Below are 16934 nucleotides of genomic sequence, written 5' to 3' on the forward strand. Positions count from 1 at the left end.
TCCTTACAATCCGAGATAGGCGCGTTTGAGCTCGGGATCGCTCGCGATGCTTTCAGCCGTCCCCGCCATGGTGACGATGCCGTTCTCGATGATGTAGGCGCGTTGCGCGATTTCCAGCGACTGCACCACGTTCTGCTCGACCAGCATGATCGGCATGCCATCCGCATTGAGCTTGCGGATCAGCGTGAACATCTCCTCGACGAGGAGCGGCGACAGGCCGAGCGAGGGCTCGTCCAGGATGAGCAAACGCGGTTCCGCCATCATGCCACGGCCGATGGCGACCATCTGCTGCTCGCCGCCGGAGAGTGTGCCGGCCGCCTGGCCCATGCGCTCGCGCAGACGCGGGAAGGTCTCGAAGACGCGCTCCAGATTGCGGGCCCGGTTGTTTTTCGCGCGACGGTAGCTGCCGAGCTCCAGATTTTCACGCACATTCATGTTCGGGAAAATCTTGCGGCCTTCGGGCACATGGATCAGCCCGGCCTCGACGATCGCGGTGGAAGCGGCGCCCATCAGGGAACGGCCTTCGAATGTGATCGATCCGGCGCGGGGCGTGAGAACGCCGGAGAGCACATGATTCAGCGTCGTCTTGCCGACGCCGTTGGAGCCGAGCACCGCGACGATCTCGCCGCTGTGCACGGCGATATCGATGCCGCGCAGCACCTCGACCTCGCCGTAGCCGGCGCGCAGACCGGAGATCTCAAGCATGGGACGCCTCCTCGGCACGCAGACGGTCGGCCGCGCCCTTGCCGAGATAGGCCTCGACCACATGCGGATCGACGCAGACCTCGCGCGGCGTGCCCTGGGCGATCATCTTGCCCTGCGCCAGGACATAGACCTCGTCGCAGAGGTTCATCACCGCCTGCATGACATGCTCGATCATCAGGATCGTCACGCCCTCGTCGCGGATGGCGCGAATGACCGGCACGATGTCGCGAATTTCCGATGGGTTGAGGCCCGCCAGCACCTCGTCCAGCAGCAGGAGCTTCGGCTCGGTCGCCAAGGCCCGCGCCAGTTCGAGCCGCTTGCGGCCGGCGACCGTGAGGCTCGACGCCTGCTTGTCGAGATCGCCGCCGAGGCCGACCCGCCTTGCCACGGCCTCCGCCTTCGCGTGAGCCTCCGCCGCGCGCGCATGGCGCAGATAGGCGCCGACAGCGATATTCTCGCGCACGTCGAGGCCGGCGAAGGGCTGCACGATCTGGAAGGTGCGGGCGATGCCGAGTTTCGCCCGCTCATGCGCCGGCAGCGGCGTGATATCGCTGCCCTCGAAAATGACACGCCCGGCGGTCGGATCGAGAAAGCCGGCGATGATGGCGAACAGCGTGGTCTTGCCCGCGCCGTTCGGGCCGATGAGCCCGACGATGCGGCCCTTGTCGACCTTGAGGGAGGCGCCGCCGACGGCGGTGAGCCCGCCGAAGCGCATCGTGATATCCTTGACCTCGAGCATCACGCGGTCTCCTCGGCGGTTTTAGCCACGGGCTGCGACCGGAAGCGGAGTTTGCGCAGGAGGCCGAGCACACCGCCCGGCGCGAAGGCGACGACCAGGATCAGCACCGCCCCATAGGCGGCGAGATCGATGCCCGGCACGCGCCCCGCGAGAAGCTTGCTTGCCTCGCCGAGCCCATGCAGCGTGAAGGCGCCGATGATCGGCCCGAGCACGAGGCCGCGGCCGCCGACCATCGGCGCGAGCAGCGCCTCGACCGAGATCCACAGGCCATAGGCGATATTGGCATCGATATAGAGGAAATATTGGAGATAGAGGCAGCCGGCGACCGCCGTCAGCGCCGCCGACACGGTGATCGCCTTCAGCTTGACGGAGAGCACGTCCACGCCGAGGGCGCGCGCCGCCTCCTCGTTTTCGCGCACGGCGACGAGTTGCGCGCCGAAGCGAGAGTTGGCGATCATCTGGGAGACGATGAGCCCGACCGCCACGAAGCCGAGGGCGAGCCAGAGGAAGGCCGCGCGGCTGGTGAACTGCATGTTCCAGAAACCGACGTCCAGTTTCATCAGCAGGCCGGCGGCGCCGCCCGTGAAGCCGGCGGCATTGGCGAGAATGCGCAGCACCTCGGCGAAGGCGAGCGTGACGAGCGCGAAATAGGAGCCACGCAGCCCGGCCCGGAAGGACAGGAAGCCGATGATCCAGCCGACCGCCGCGCCTGCGGCGACCGCGACGGCCGTCGCCACCCAGGCATTGATGCCGAAGCGCACCTGCAGGATGGCCGAGACATAGGCGCCGGTGCCGAAGAAGGCTGCATGGCCGAAGGAGGATTGCCCGCCGACGCCGCCGAGAAGGTTCCAGCCCTGCGCCGCCAGCGTGATGATGAGCACGAAGACGACGAAGTTGAGCACGACGTTCGATGTCACCGCGAAAGGCAGCAGCGCCAGGACCGCGAGGACGAGAAGGATGGGAAGATAGCCGCGTCGCGTCATGCCCGTGCTCCGAACAGACCGGTGGGCCGGAACAGCAGCACCAGGATGAAGATGATGAAGATGCCGATCTGGCCGAGGCTTTCGCCCAGGAACAGGCCGCAGAGGCTTTCCACGACACCGATGAAGAGCCCGCCGATGAGCGCCCCGGTGATCGAGCCCATGCCGCCGAGAACGACGATGGTGAAGGCGACGAGCACGAAGGCACCGCCGACGCGCGGATTGACGTAGAAGGTCGGCATCAGCAGGCAGGCGGCGATGGCGAGCGTGGCGCAGCCGATGCCGAAGGTCACCGCGAAGACATGGCTGACGTTGATGCCGACGAGGCGCGCGCCGAGCTTTTCCTTGGCGACGGCGCGGATGGCCTTGCCGGTATCGGTGGCTGCAAGCAGCAGCCATAGGAGGCCCGTGACGACAACCGCCCCGAGGAAGCCGAAGAGCCGCGCCTGCGAGATGAGCAGGGGGCCGACCTCAAACACGTTGAACGAATAATCCGTCATGAGTGAGCGCGTATCGGACCGGAAGCCGGCGAGCAGCGCATTCTCGATGACGATGGAAAGCCCGAGCGTGATGAGCAGGATATTGCCATCGTCGCCATGGCTCGCCGGGCCGATGACGAAGCGCTGAACGGCATAGCCGATCGCAAAGAAGATCAGGGTGAGCGGCAGGATCGCCAGATAGGGGTCCAGGCCGAGAAAGGTATTGGCCAGCCAGACGGCGAACATCGCGCAGGTGAGGAAGGCCCCATGCGCGAAGTTGATGATGTGCAGGACGCCATACACCAGCGTCAGACCCAGCGCGATCAGCGCATAGACCGCACCGGTCAGAAGGCCATTGAGCATGGCTTCCGCGACGATGGGAAGGGAGTACATCGAGCGATCCGCTTGCAAATACGGGAGGAGCGGGCGGCGCCCGCGAAGGCGCCGCCCGGCGGGAAGATCAACCCCGGACGGGGAAGATCGGCTTGGCGTCCGAGAAGGCCTCGGGATAGACCACCCGGATCGTCGCCTTCTGCACCTGGGTCGACACCGGCGCCGCGCCCTGGTTCTGGCCGCCCACGAATTTCGTCGGCCCGTAGGGCATCAGGTGCTTGTCGTAGGTGGAAGCGGCGATGGAATCGATCAGCTTGGCGCGATCGGCAGAGCCCGCGCGCTCGATGGCATCGGCCAGCAGCATGACGCAGGAGTAGTTGAGCGGGGTGTTGTAGTTCCACTGCTTGCCGGCATCGACGACCCGCTTCTGCAGCTCGGCATTCTTCGGGTTGCGCGGGTCCTGCCAATGGTTGACGTCCATGATGTTCTCGGCCGCTTCCGGGAACTCCTTGACGAAGCGCATGTTCGAGGCCGCGCCGTTGAGCACGGCATAGACGGCCTTGGGCCGCACGCGCTGCTGCTGCATGGTGCGCGCCAGGAGCACCGTCTCGCCGTAGTAGGTGCTCGGGATGACGAGATCCGGGTTGAGCGAACGCAGGCGCAGCGCGACGTTGGACAGGTCGCGCGAAGGCGTCGGGATGGCGATGGTCTCGGCAATCTCGAAGCCGTGCTTCGGCAATTCGGTCTGCATCAGCTTGGCGAGGCCGGAACCGAACAGGCCGTCCTCGTGGACGAGCGCAATGGTCTTGGCGGGCTTGCCGGCGGCCTCGTTGATGCGCACCAGGTTCTGGATGGCGGCCTGGGTGCAGATCGCGAAGCCCGGCGCGAAGCGGAAGGTGTTCTTCAGCCCGCGCTGGATGATCTGATCGGACACGCCGACGTCGACGATATAGGGCAGGTCATAGCGCGCGGCGGCCTGGGTCGCCGCGAGGCAGATCGGGCTCGCGAAACCGCCGACGATGGCCGCAACGCCTTCGCTCTGCATGCGCTCGACTTCCTGCACGCCCGCCTCCGGATTGGAGCGCGCATCGCCGAACACCATCTCGATCTTGGCACCACCGAGCGCCTTGATACCGCCCGCCGCGTTGATATCGGCGATCGCAAGTTCGGCACCCGTGCGCCCGAACTCACCATCCATGGCGAGCGCGCCCGTCACCGGCTGCAGGATGCCGACTTTCACCGCCGGCGGCTCGGCCGCCCGCAGCACCGACGGTGCGGCGATGGCAGCAGCAGCGGCGATCCCCCCCTTGAGAGCGCCACGGCGGCTCACTGGTTTCATGAACAGGGTCATCACAAATCTCCTCTGACAACCGCCCCCTCGGTGGCGGCCTCCTTGCTTTTGGTGACATCGTTCACAACCGGCGGGCGGTTGCGATCCTCAGGCCTTCGTCCTGCGCGGCACATCCCCCCGCCGCATCTGGGGGTTCGATTCCGGCCGCGCCGAGGCTTCATTGCGCGGCTTTGCATCACCTTTCCGCGCACGCTCGACGGGCGTCCAGGACCGTGAATTGCCAGCCCCCGTGCGCACCAGATCCATCTGGAACGAATAGCGATCCGGCCGGTAGAAGGCGTGCAGATGCTCGATGCCCTGGCCGGACGGGGCGTAGACGACGCGCGTCAGGGCAAGAAGGGCTGCGCCGATCTCGAGCCCCAGCGCCTCGGCGATGTCCGGCCCGGCGAGCGTCGCGCCGATCGTCTGGCTGGCGCGTTCGGCCACGAGCCCGGAGCGCTCCAGCAGTTCGAGCAGCGGTTTCGACGCCAGATCCGCCTCCGAATAGGACACGCCGATACGTTCCGGCACATGCGTCACGAGATAGGAGAAGGGCTGCCCGTCGATGACGCGCAGGCGCACCGAACGCTGCACCCGCTCGCCAGCTTCCAGGCGCAGCGCTTCGGCGAGGACGGGAGTCGGCGGGACATAGCCGAAGGACAGAAGCTTGACCTCGGTGCGCCGCCCCATCTCCACGAGATGGGACAACAGGTTCGAGAAATCGGCCGTGACGGGGAAATTCGCCTTGCTGCCGTTGACGAAGGTGCCGGAGCCGGGGCGGCGCTCGATGAGACCCTCATTGGCAAGCTTGTCGAGGGCGCGACGCACGGTGACGCGGGACACGCCATGCTGCTCGGCAAGGGTGGGCTCGCTGGGCAGGCGGCTTTGCGGACGCTCCTCGCCACTGACGATGCGGTCACGCAACAGCAAATAGAGTCTGCGCGCCTTTAAAGGCTCGACGCTCGACATCCCGCCCCTCTTTCTGTTCTATATCAGATACAGAAACCTGTATTATTCATGACACGTCTCTGCGGCCTGTCAAGCGCGGCAAAGTGGCCTTTTCATAAGACGCGGCCCAGATCCGGATGTACCAGCAAGGGCCGGCCGATCGCCACGAGATCGGCGTGGCCTTCACCCAGGATGTCCTCGACCTGAGCCTTTGTCCTGATATTACCCACGGCAATCACCGGCACCTTGATCCTCTCGCGGATGGTCCGCGCGAAGCCGACCTGGTAGCCCGGCCCGGCATTCGGTGGCGGCTCAGGCGAGAGACCGCCGGACGACACATGCACGGCATCGAGGCCAAGCGGCACCAGCCTCTCCAGCGCCGCGGCGACCCTATCGGCGGTCAGCCCGCCTGGCTGATAATCGCTCGCCGACACCCGGATGGTGACGGGTACGTCGCGCCCCACCGCTTCCCGCACCGCGCGAATGACATCGGCGATGATGCGGCTGCGCCCTTCGAGATCCCCGCCGTAGGCATCGGTACGGGTGTTGGACAGCGGCGAGAGGAACTGATGCAGCAGGTAACCATGGGCCGCGTGCAGCTCCAAACCGTCGAAACCTGCGGCAAGCGCCCGGCGGGCCGCCGTGGCAAAAGCCATGACGACACGGGTGATATCGTCGCGGCTCATGGCCTCCGGCATGCCGTAGTCGTCGTCATGGGGAATGGCGCTCGGCGCGATCAGCCGGGAGCCCGGATGCGGGCGGGACTTCCGGCCGCCATGGCTCAGTTGCATGATGATCGGAACGCCCTCGGCCTTGACCGCCGCAGCGATCGCCGCGACCGGCGCCATATGGGCGTCACTGAACAGGCCGATGTCATCAGCCATCAGCCGCCCTTCCGGCGCGACCGCCGTCGACTCGATGATGACAAGCCCGACCCCGCCTCGCGCCCGCCGCGCATAGTGATGCACGTGATAGTCCGTCGCGAAGGCCTCCGCCGTGCCCTGATACTGCTGCATCGGCGGCATGACGATGCGGTTCTTGAGCGTGAGCCCGCCGATGGTGAAGGGCGTGGAGGCGAGGCTCATTTCAACCACCCCGCCGCGGCATGGCCCAGGGCCGAGCCTGCACATCGGCCGCGACAAAAGCCTTGATGGCATCCGCCTGGCTCATCGTGAGGTCGATGTCGTCCCAGCCGTTGAGGAGCTTGGTGCGCCACACCGGGTCAACCGTGAAGGGCACACTGAGATTGCCGACCACGATGCGGCAATCCTCCAGATCGACCAGCATGTCGTGCGCGCCGTCCTCCAGCGCCGCGATGAGGCTCTCGCCATCGGCCTCCGTGACCTTGGCCGGCAGGAGGCCGTTGTTCACCGCATTGGAGGCGAAGATGTCGCCGAAGCTCGGCGCGATGACGCAGCGGATCCCGTAGTCCACAAGCGCATAGACCGCCGCCTCGCGGGAGGAGCCGCTGCCGAAGTTGCGCCTCGCGACGATGACCTGCGCGCCGGCCCGTTCCGGCGCATTCAGAGGGAAGTCCGGCCGCGGCGCGCCCGCCTCGTCGAAGCGCAGGTCGTGCAGGAGAAAGCCGCCATAGCCCTCGGCGCGCGAACGCTTCATGAAACGGGCCGGAATGAGCTGGTCGGTGTCGACGCTCGACAGCGGCAGCGGGCAGGCCATGCCGTTCAGCTTGGTGAAGGCCTCCATCAGTTGCGCCCCTTCAAAAGCGGACGCATGTCCGTGAGATGGCCGGTGACAGCCGCCGCCGCGGCCATGGCGGGCGACATGAGATGGGTGCGGGAGCCCGGCCCCTGGCGGCCGCGGAAATTGCGGTTGGTGGTCGAGGCGCAGCGCTCGCCCGGCGCAACGAGGTCGCCGTTCATGCCGACGCACATCGAACAGCCGGAATCGACCCATTCGAGGCCCGCCGCGGTGAAGATGCGGTCGAGGCCTTCCTCCTCCGCCTGGCGCTTCACCTGCGCGGAGCCCGGCGAGACGAGGCCCGGGACCTGCGCCTTGCGGCCGGCGAGCACGGCGGCTGCGGCGCGCATGTCCTCGATACGGCTGTTGGTGCAGGAGCCGATGAAGATGCGGTCCACCCGGATATCGGTGAGCTTCTGCCCTGGCTTCAGGCCCATATAGTCGATGGCGTCGCGAATATGCGCCGCGCGGCCGGGGTCACCCGCCTTGTCCGGGTCCGGCACGGCCATGGTGATGGGGAGCGCATCCTCGGGGCTCGTGCCCCAGGTCACGATCGGCGCGATCCCGGACCCGTCGAGGCTCACTTCCTTGTCGAAGACCGCGTCGGCATCGCTGGCGAGCGCCAGCCAGTCGGCAGCGGCGCGGTCGAAATCCGCACCCTGGGGCGCGAAGGGGCGGCCCCGGAGATAGGCGATGGTCGTCTCGTCCGGCGCGACCATGCCGCAGCGCCCGCCCGCCTCGATGGACAGGTTGCAGAGCGTGAGGCGCCCTTCCATCGACAACGCCCGAACCGACGAGCCGGCATATTCCATGGCGTGACCCGCCGCTCCGTCGGCGCCGATGGCCGCGATGATCGACAGGGCGATATCCTTGGCGACGATGCCGGGCGCGAGTTTGCCATCCACATTGATGCGCATGCGCTTCGGGCGCTTCTGCCACAGGGTCTGGGTCATCAGCACATGCGCCACCTCGGATGCGCCGATGCCGAAGGCGAGAGCGCCGAACGCCCCGTGGGTCGCCGTGTGGCTGTCGCCGCAGACGATGGTGAGGCCCGGCAGGGTCAGCCCCTGCTCCGGCCCGACCACATGGACGATGCCCTGGCCGGGATCATCAAGGCCGAACAGCTTGAGATGATGGCGGGATGCATTGCCGCGCAGCCGCTCGATCATGTCGCGGATCGCCGGATCGATCTTGGCGAGGTCGCGGACGCGCGTGGGGACATAGTGGTCTTCGATGCCGAAGGTGAGATCCGGCCGCGCCACCTCGGCGCCGCGCCCCTTCAGCTTGTCGAAGGCATGGAAGGAGCCTTCATGCAGGAAATGCCGGTCGATCCAGAGGAGGTTCTGTCCATCCTCACGCTGAACGACGACATGCGCATCCCAGACCTTGTCGAATAATGCGCGCGGGCCCGCGACCAATGCCATCGGCCTTGTTCCTTGTTGCCTCTCCTTGATGAAGGTTACGCCCAACTGGCCTTCCAAGGCAAATCTTGTTTTAATTCTAATACAGATTTATATCGCATAAATGGGACAGCTAAGTGTGTGACCAGACGGTGCAGGGAGGCTTTCCGTGAGTGAAGTGATCCGTGACGGCGACAAGACCTTCGCGTTCGCCGTACCCGTCGTCGTCATCGGTGCCGGCGCCGCCGGCCTCATCGCCGCGCTCGCCGCCCGGGAGGCCGGCGCGGACGTGCTGGTCCTCGAACGCGACGCCCTCCCCCGCGGTTCGACCGCGCTGTCCGCCGGCCTTATTCCCGCCGCCGGCACCCGCTGGCAGAAGGACGCCGGCATCACCGACAGCCCAGAGGTCTTCGCCGCCGACGTCATGGCGAAGGCCAAGAACGAGCCGGACCCCGGCCTCGTCGCGCTGGTCACCCGAGAAGCCGGCCCCACCATCGAATGGCTCGGCACCACCTATGGCCTGCCCTTCTCCGTGATCGCCGACTTCAGCTATCCCGGCCACAGCGCGCGGCGCATGCATGGCCTGCCGACCCGCTCCGGCGAGGAACTGATCGACGCCCTGCGGGGCGCCGCCGAGAACGCCGGCATCGACATTCTCTGCGAGGCCCATGTCACGACGCTCTTCGCCGACGCCGACAACCGCGTCACCGGCCTCGCCTTCGTGAGGCCTGACGGCTCGCGCGACGAGGTCGGCTGCGACCAGCTCATTCTCGCCTGCAACGGCTACGGCGGGAATAAAGATCTCGTGAAGGCGCATATTCCGTCCCTCGCCGAGGCGCTCTATTTCGGCCATGAGGGCAACAAGGGCGACGCGCTCCTGTGGGGCGAGGCGCTCGGCGCGGCCACCCGCCACCTCTCCGGCCATCAGGGCCACGGCTCCGTCGCCTATCCCGCCGGCATCCTCATCAGCTGGGCGACGATCAGCGAGGGCGGCGTCCAGGTGAACCTGGCGGGCGAGCGCTTCTGCGACGAATCCCGCGGCTATTCCGAGCAGGCGGCCGAAGTTCTGGCGCAGCCGCAGGGTCTTGCCTGGACGGTCTTCGACCACCGCATCGCCGCCATCACCCGCCAGTTCGAGGACTACAAGCGCGCCGAGGCCATGGGCGCGATCGTCACCGCCGACGACTGGCCGACCTTGGCCGCGCGCATGGGCGTGCCGGCCGAGGCGCTTACGGCGACGATGACCGCAACCGCGGAGGCCAAGGCCGCAAGCACCCGCACAGCCGGCGCGCGCGATGCCTTCGGCCGGGACTTCACCGGCGTACCGCAGCTCTCGGCGCCCTATTGCGCGGTGAAGGTGACCGGCGCGCTCTTCCATACCCAGGGCGGACTGGTGGTGGACGACGAAGCCCGGGTCCTCGACAGCGCCGGCCGTCCCCTGCCGAACCTCTTTGCCGCGGGCGGCGCCGCCTGCGGCGTCTCCGGCGCGAAGGCCGCCGGCTACCTCTCCGGCAACGGCCTCCTCACCGCCGTCACCCTCGGCCGCGTCGCGGGCCGGGCTGCGGGGGAGAAGATAGCGGGCGGCGGGGCCGGCTAGTGGTTCTATTTGATTTTTGAATTTTACATTTGATCTGGAGCCTGATGTGAGGCGGGACTCACATGTCAAATTCGCTCCACTAGACGGACGACGTCCGCGGCATTTTGCATCTTGGGCGTTGCAGTTCGGCCGCAAGAAACGGATATCGTCGCGCCTGTGATCGCGGCATATCTCCGGGCAGTTGCCCCGTTCGCGCGAGAGTGCGCCGTGGCAAGACTGCGCCATGGCAAGACTGCGCTAAGGATTGCGTGCGCTAAGGATTGCGTGGCGCCACTGGTCGGAGGACGGTCGATGTCGGTATCCCCATCTGCCAATCGCGCCATGACGTGGCGGGAATGGGCCATGCTCATCGCCCTGTCGGCCCTGTGGGGCGGATCGTTCTTCTTCAATGCCGTCGCGGTCAAGGAGTTACCGGTCTTCACGGTCGTCGTCGCCCGTGTCGGGCTGGCGGCCATCATTCTGCTCACGGTCCTCAGGATGATGGGCCAACCCATGCCCACAAGCCGCCGCATCTGGGCGGCCTTCTTCGGCATGGGCCTCCTCAATAATGCCATCCCGTTCTCGCTGATCGTCTGGGGCCAGCAGCAGATCGCGTCCGGGGCCGCCTCGATCCTCAACGCCTCGACGCCGTTGTTCACGGTCCTCTTCGCGCACGTCCTGACGACCGACGAGAAGCTGACCGGCAACCGGCTTCTCGGCGTCCTCATCGGCTTCCTGGGCGTCGCCGTCATGGTCGGCTTCGATGCCCTCTCGACGCTGGGCGGGCATGTCGCGGCACAACTTATGTGCCTTGCCGCCGCGATATCCTATGCCCTCGCCGGCATCTTCGGGCGCCGCTTCCATGCCATGGGGGTCGCGCCCATGGTGACTGCGGCGGGCCAAGTGACCGCGTCGAGCCTCATGCTCATCCCCGTCATGCTGATCGTCGATCGCCCATGGACGCTGCCGATGCCGAGCCTCGAGGCGATCGGCGCCCTCATCGGCGTGGCGGCTCTGTCAACGGCGCTCGGCTATGTGCTCTTCTTCCGCATCCTCGCCACGGCCGGCGCCACCAACCTCTTGCTGGTGACCTTCCTCATTCCCGTCAGCGCGATCCTGCTCGGCGTCCTTGTCCTGAACGAGACGCTCATGCCGAAGCAGCTCGCCGGCATGGCGCTGATCAGCCTCGGGCTCGCCGCCATCGACGGCCGTCCCTGGCGTCTGCTTCACCGCCAGATCACCGCCGCGGTCGGGAGGGCCTAGCGGAGCCCCGGCCTCCCGCGCCCCTCGGGGGGTGGCGCGTGGGTCGTGCCGGCCTATGCAGGCCGCGCACATCCGTCCTTCGGCGCTCCCTTGACTTCCGGCGCGAACAGGCCAACGTTAAGCCCATGATCACCACGGGCGCCATTCTCTTCGTCAATTTTCATCGGGTTTGCCCGATCGCGGGCCTTTAGCCCCCGAGCTCGGCCCCGTGCGCCCCGAGCTCCGGGGGCGCGTTGACGCAACCGCCATCGCGGTGGCCGGTCACAGAACAGGCGCTCTTCCCTTTCCCCCCTGTCGAACCGGATTGTCCACGGCGCGCCGTGCGCGGGCCCGCGTTTCGACTTGGAAACCCTCCAGCCACAGGATCCTTAAGCCCGATGTCCAGCACGCAAGCCAAGAAGCGACGCAAGCCCAAGATTGTCGTGAGCGAGGCGGAATACGATCGTCTCGTCGGCCTCGCGACGGCTGCGCTCGACCGTATCCCCGAGGTCGCAGAAGAGCTCCTCGCCGAAATGGACCGCGCCTCTGTGGTGGCCGAGAAGTCCGTGCCGCGCAACGCGGTCAGGATGGGATCGACCGTGGAGTACCAGACGGCCGACGGTGAAAAGCGCCGCGTGACGCTGGTCTATCCCGGCGACGCGAACATCGCCGACGGTAAGATCTCGATCATGACCCCCATCGGCACGGCCCTGATCGGTCTGTCGCCCGGCCAGTCGATCAACTGGATCGCCCGCGATGGACGCCAGCATGAACTGACGGTCGTCGCCGTCGAGCAACCCGCCACGACATCGTAATGGCGGTGCGGCCCGGCCGCGCTACCCGTCCGCCCGTCGCGGACCACATGGCTCGGCATTCGCCAAAGGTCGACCGAATGCTGTCTTGACGCCCGATGCAATCGATTACATCCTTCCCCGACAGGTTCCGCAGTGAACACGATCGGGGAGGAAACGATGATGAAAAGAACCGCTACGCGCCGGGCCGTTCTCGGCGCCGCTGCCTTGCTCGCGGCAGGCGGCTTGGTTGCCTTCGGTGGCACCGCCCAAGCCCAGCAATCCTTCAAGATCGGGCTGTCGAACGGCTGGGTTGGCAGCGAATGGCGCACCCAGATGATCGAGGAGGCGCAGGCCGCCGCCGCGGCCTGGAAGGCCAAGGGCGTCAATGTCGAGGTGGTGGTGCAAAGCGCAACCGTCGATGTGCAGGGGCAGATCGGCCATGTGCGCAACTTCATCAACCAGGGCGTCAATGCCATCATCATCAACCCGAACAGCCCGACGGCCTTCGACCCCGTCTTCGCGCAGGCGAAGGCGCGCAACATCCTGGTGGTCTCGACGGACGCGGAGGTGTCCTCCAAGGACGCGATCTATGTCGGCATCGACCAGAAGGACTGGGCGGTGAAATCGGCCGAGTGGCTCGCCAAGACGCTCGGCAACAAGGGCAATGTCGTCACCATCAACGGCATCGCCGGCCACCCCGCCAATGAGATGCGCGTCGCGGGCTATCGCGAGGTCTTCGCCAAGCATCCCGACATCAAGCTGCTGAACCAGGCCAATGCGGACTGGGACCAGGCCAAGGGTCAGCAGGTGATGCAGAATCTCCTCGCCACCTATCCCAATATCAACGGCGTCTGGGTGCAGGACGGCATGGCCGACGGCGCCTGGCGCGCCATCGAGGCCGCGGGCAAGAAGGATCAGATCGCCGCGACCGGCGAGATCCGCAAGGACTTTCTGACGCGCTGGTCGGAGCAGAAGCTCAATTCCGGCGCCTCCGTGAACCCGCCCGGCGTCATGGCCTCGGCGCTCAACGTCGCCGTGCATCGCCTGATGGGCAAGGAATTCAAGGACGGCATCTTCAAGGGCCAGTACGGCAACGCCATCTATATCCCGATCCCCTTCGTGGATAACAGCAACCTCGCGCAGGCGCTGAAACAGGCGGAAGGCAAGCCGGGCTACTGGTCGGTCACGGCGGTCGTCACGCCCGAAGAAGCCCAGCAGTATTTCAAATAGCCATGACGCCGGGAGAGGCCGCGACCGCGGCAGGCGGGCAAGACGCGGCGCTTCTCGATGCCCAGGGTGTCGGCAAGCGCTTCGGCGCGGTCGTCGCCCTGTCGGACGGGCGTTTGCGGGTCGAGGCGGGCGAGATCCACGCCCTCCTCGGCGCCAACGGCTGCGGCAAGTCCACACTCTGCAAGGTCATCGCCGGCACGGTGGCTCCCGATTCCGGCACCATCGCCGTCGGCGGCGACGTGGTTCAGTTCCGCAATCCGCGCGATGCCGAACAGGCCGGCATCGCCTTGTTCTACCAGGAGCTCAGCCTGATCCCGCAATTGAGCGTCGCGGCCAATATCGGCCTCGGCCGCGAGCCGCGCACGGGCCTCGGCTTCGTCGATCGCCGCCGGCTCAATAGCGAGGCGGAGGCTCTGATCGCGCTGTTCGCCGGCGTCGCGGGGGCGGAGCTGAAGCCTGAGGCCATCGTTGCCGACCTGACGCCGGACCTGCGGCAGATCGTCGAGATCCTCAAAGTCCTCGCGCGGCGCCCGCGCCTCATCATTCTCGATGAGGCAACGGCTGCCCTCGACGGGCGCCAGTCTGCCCGCCTGTTCGAGATCCTGCGCGCGCGCAAGGCCGAGGGCGTCTCCACGCTGATGATTTCCCACCGCCTCGACGAGGTCTTCGCGGTGTCAGACCGCATCACGGTGATGCGCGGCGGCGCAACCGTGGCGCAGCTCGTCACCGCCGGGACAAACCGTGACCAGGTGGTCCGCCACATGGTCGGCGATGCGCGCATCCATCCCGTCACCAGCCAGCGTATGCCCCCGGCCCTGGCGGAGCCGCGCCTCACGGCGCAGGGCGTGCGCAATGCGCGGGTCCACGACGTGTCCCTTTCGCTCCGGCCGGGGGAGATCGTCGGCCTCGGCGGCCTGCAGGGGCAAGGGCAGTCGGCGCTGCTGCAGGGCCTGTTCGGCGCCCTGCCCTTCACAGCTGGGCGCGTCACCATTGCCGGCGAGACGGTCGCCCTCACCCGCACGGCCGATGCCATCCGGCGCGGCCTCGCCTATGTCTCCGGCGATCGCGGGCGGGATGCGGCGCTCACCGGCCGCTCCATCTTCGAGAATCTGGTGGCCGCGCTTCTCGTGCGCGAAAAACGCCGGTTGGTGCGGCCGTCCGAGCTCGATCCGCTGGCGACGCGCCATGCCGACAGCCTGAACACCCAATATGCCGGGCTCGATGCCCCCATCGGCACGCTCTCCGGCGGCAACCAGCAGAAGATCTTTATCGCCCGCTGGCTCGCCACCGGCCCGCGCGTGCTCCTGCTCGACGACCCGACGAAGGGCATCGACCTCGCCGCCAAGGGCGATCTCCTCGCCATCATGCGCAAGCTTGCCGACGAAGGCGCCAGCATCCTCATCTATTCCTCGGAAGATGCCGAACTCATCGAATGGTGCGACCGCGTGCTGGTGTTCAACAGCGGACGGATCGTCACCGAGCTCGCCGGGCCGACCTTGGACCATTTCCACCTCGCCCGCGCCGCCTATGGAGAGGCGGCATGAGCGCGGTTGTCCGCTCCCGCCCCTGGCTACTGACGCTCATCGCGCTTGCCGTGCTGGTCGCCGTCAATACGGCGCTGCAGCCGAGCTTTGTCCAGCCCGCGGTGCTGCAATCCAATCTCACCACCTTCCTGCCGCTGACCCTTGTCGCCATCGGCCAGACCTATGTGGTCATGGGCGGCGACATCGACCTTTCGGTGGGCGCGATCGCGGCGCTCGTGAATGTGGTCACCGTCAGCGCCATCGCGGCGGTCGGCGGTGACGGGCTCACGCCCATCATCGCCGGGCTCGCCGCGGGCCTCGCCACGGCCGTCGTCTGCGGCGTCATCAACGGCGTTCTCGTAGCCGTGCTCAGGCTGCAGGCCATCGTCACCACCTTCGCCACCGGCATCGTCTTCGCCGGCACCGCCCTGTTCGTCCTTCCGCAGGCGGGCCTGCCGGTTCCGGAGGCCTTCTGGCGCAGCTATGGCGCGACGCTCATCGGCCTGCCCGTGGTGCTGTGGATCCTCCTCGCCGGCCTCGCCTTTGCGCTATTCCTCGGACGCAGGCCCTTCGTGGCCCATCTCACGGCGGTCGGCGGCAGCCGCGTCGGCGCCTTCCAGACGGGCCTCAGCCTGTCGCGCGTGCGCATCGGCGCCTTCGTCCTGTCCGCGCTCTTCGCGGGCTTCGCCGCCCTGTGCCTCACCGGCGAGACGGCGAGCGGCGACCCGCTGCTTGGCCAGAGCCTCGCTTTGTCGTCGATCTCAGCGGTGGTGCTCGGCGGAACCGCCCTCTCCGGCGGCTCAGGCGGGCCGGTCGGCTCCATCCTCGGCGCGCTCGTCCTGGGCATGATCGGCAATGTCATCTTCTTCGCCGGCCTGCCCTTCGCCTGGCAGACGCTGGTGCAGGGGCTGATCGTGCTCGCCGCGCTCGCCGGCGGTGTGCTGGTGACACGCCGATGACGCTGCGATCCGGCCTCACCAATCCCCTGACGCTGGCGGCCATCGCCATCCTCGCCCTGCTCGCCGTCGGCGAGACCCTGTCACCCGGCTTCGCGCGCGGCGACCAGATCGTCCGGCTGCTCACCGTCGCCGCGATCCTCGGCATCGTCGCCGCCGGGCAGAACCTCGTCATTCTCGGCGGGCGCGAAGGCATCGATCTCTCGGTCGGCCCGATGATCTCGCTCGGCGCCGTCATCGCCGGCAACATCATGGCTGGAGCCAATGCGGCGATCCTGCCGGCCATCCTCGCGGCGACGGCGGTGACCTTCCTCATCGGCATCGTCAACGGGCTCGGCGTCACGCTGGTGCGCATTCCCCCGCTTGTCATGACGCTCGGCATGACGGCGATCGTCCAGGGCGGGCTCGTCGTCTATTCGCAGGGCATCCCTTCCGGCAACGCGGCGCCGGCACTGATGGCCTTCATCAACCGCCCGCTCGTCCTCGGGTTGCCCGGCATCCTCTTCGTCTGGGCAATCATCGCCGTTGGCCTCACCTTTCTCTTGCGGCGCACCGCCTTCGGCTATGCGGTCTATGCCATCGGCGCCAACGAACGGGCGGCGATGCTGGTCGGCCTGCCGGTGAACCGCATCCGCTGCCTGCTCTACGGCCTGTCCGGCTTCTTCGCCGGCCTCACGGGCGTCTGCGTCATCGGCTATACCGGCAATTCCTTCATCAGCGTCGGTGATCAGTATGTGCTGTCGTCGATCATCGCCGTGGTCATCGGCGGCACATCGCTCGCCGGTGGCGCGGGCGGCTACATCGGCACTGTCCTCGGCGCGGTGGCACTCGTGCTGCTGCAGAGCGTCCTGACGACATTGCAGCTCGAAAACTACGGCCGGCAGATCATCTTCGGCATGACGCTCCTTGTGCTCATGCTGCTCTACGGGCGCCAGGGCCGTCTGCGCGTTTAGAGCAAATCCAGCTTGGATGGAATCGTCTAATTCCATCCAAGTCGTTGA

General features: G+C 67.0%; 16 protein-coding genes. 7 read left to right on the forward strand and 9 right to left on the reverse strand.

The genetic code is table 11. The features are described 5' to 3' along the window. Window positions 1-3: 3 nt before the first annotated feature. The 9 genes from C7450_RS02645 to leuC form a co-directional block, all read right to left on the reverse strand. Complete coding sequence (locus C7450_RS02645) at window positions 4-705, reverse strand: ABC transporter ATP-binding protein (RefSeq protein ID WP_110372806.1); 702 nt, start codon at window positions 703-705, stop codon at window positions 4-6. Further along, window positions 698-1444, reverse strand: coding sequence for an ABC transporter ATP-binding protein (locus C7450_RS02650; protein ID WP_110372807.1), 747 nt, complete (start codon window positions 1442-1444; stop codon window positions 698-700). The genes C7450_RS02645 and C7450_RS02650 overlap by 8 nt, the downstream gene beginning before the upstream one ends. Further along, on the reverse strand, window positions 1444-2427 hold the full coding sequence (locus C7450_RS02655) for a branched-chain amino acid ABC transporter permease (RefSeq protein ID WP_110372808.1): 984 nt from the start codon (window positions 2425-2427) through the stop codon (window positions 1444-1446). The genes C7450_RS02650 and C7450_RS02655 overlap by 1 nt, the downstream gene beginning before the upstream one ends. Beyond that, complete coding sequence (locus C7450_RS02660) at window positions 2424-3296, reverse strand: branched-chain amino acid ABC transporter permease (protein ID WP_110372809.1); 873 nt, start codon at window positions 3294-3296, stop codon at window positions 2424-2426. The genes C7450_RS02655 and C7450_RS02660 overlap by 4 nt, the downstream gene beginning before the upstream one ends. A gap of 67 nt (window positions 3297-3363) precedes the next feature. Beyond that, entirely contained in the window at window positions 3364-4587 is a 1224-nt protein-coding gene (locus C7450_RS02665; RefSeq protein WP_110372810.1) for an ABC transporter substrate-binding protein, read from the reverse strand. A gap of 87 nt (window positions 4588-4674) precedes the next feature. Continuing rightward, window positions 4675-5535, reverse strand: coding sequence for a GntR family transcriptional regulator (locus tag C7450_RS02670; RefSeq protein ID WP_110372811.1), 861 nt, complete (start codon window positions 5533-5535; stop codon window positions 4675-4677). A gap of 92 nt (window positions 5536-5627) precedes the next feature. Next, window positions 5628-6599, reverse strand: coding sequence for an oxidoreductase (locus tag C7450_RS02675; protein ID WP_110372812.1), 972 nt, complete (start codon window positions 6597-6599; stop codon window positions 5628-5630). A gap of 1 nt (window position 6600) precedes the next feature. Then, window positions 6601-7218: a 3-isopropylmalate dehydratase small subunit gene (gene leuD, locus C7450_RS02680; protein WP_110372813.1), complete on the reverse strand. Its 618-nt coding sequence runs from the start codon at window positions 7216-7218 to the stop codon at window positions 6601-6603. After that, window positions 7218-8636, reverse strand: coding sequence for a 3-isopropylmalate dehydratase large subunit (leuC, locus tag C7450_RS02685; protein WP_110372814.1), 1419 nt, complete (start codon window positions 8634-8636; stop codon window positions 7218-7220). Before leuC ends, leuD begins: the two co-directional genes overlap by 1 nt. 145 nt (window positions 8637-8781) lie before the next feature. On the opposite strand from leuC, the gene C7450_RS02690 reads away from it, so the two are divergent. The 7 genes from C7450_RS02690 (at window position 8782) to C7450_RS02720 (ending at window position 16886) form a co-directional block, all read left to right on the forward strand. Further along, complete coding sequence (locus C7450_RS02690) at window positions 8782-10209, forward strand: FAD-dependent oxidoreductase (protein WP_245449440.1); 1428 nt, start codon at window positions 8782-8784, stop codon at window positions 10207-10209. Between the two features lie 291 nt (window positions 10210-10500). Further along, on the forward strand, window positions 10501-11451 hold the full coding sequence (locus tag C7450_RS02695) for a DMT family transporter (RefSeq protein ID WP_210206345.1): 951 nt from the start codon (window positions 10501-10503) through the stop codon (window positions 11449-11451). 377 nt (window positions 11452-11828) lie between these two features. After that, entirely contained in the window at window positions 11829-12245 is a 417-nt protein-coding gene (gene rnk, locus C7450_RS02700) for a nucleoside diphosphate kinase regulator (protein WP_110372817.1), read from the forward strand. A gap of 159 nt (window positions 12246-12404) precedes the next feature. Further along, window positions 12405-13454, forward strand: a complete 1050-nt coding sequence (locus C7450_RS02705) for a substrate-binding domain-containing protein (RefSeq protein WP_110372818.1) — start codon at window positions 12405-12407, stop codon at window positions 13452-13454. 2 nt (window positions 13455-13456) lie between these two features. Beyond that, complete coding sequence (locus C7450_RS02710; RefSeq protein ID WP_110372819.1) at window positions 13457-14998, forward strand: sugar ABC transporter ATP-binding protein; 1542 nt, start codon at window positions 13457-13459, stop codon at window positions 14996-14998. After that, window positions 14995-15936: an ABC transporter permease gene (locus C7450_RS02715; protein WP_110372820.1), complete on the forward strand. Its 942-nt coding sequence runs from the start codon at window positions 14995-14997 to the stop codon at window positions 15934-15936. The genes C7450_RS02710 and C7450_RS02715 overlap by 4 nt, the downstream gene beginning before the upstream one ends. Then, complete coding sequence (locus C7450_RS02720; RefSeq protein WP_110372821.1) at window positions 15933-16886, forward strand: ABC transporter permease; 954 nt, start codon at window positions 15933-15935, stop codon at window positions 16884-16886. The genes C7450_RS02715 and C7450_RS02720 overlap by 4 nt, the downstream gene beginning before the upstream one ends. Window positions 16887-16934: the final 48 nt, after the last annotated feature.

Source organism: Chelatococcus asaccharovorans, assembly GCF_003201475.1.
Lineage (GTDB): Bacteria > Pseudomonadota > Alphaproteobacteria > Rhizobiales > Beijerinckiaceae > Chelatococcus > Chelatococcus asaccharovorans.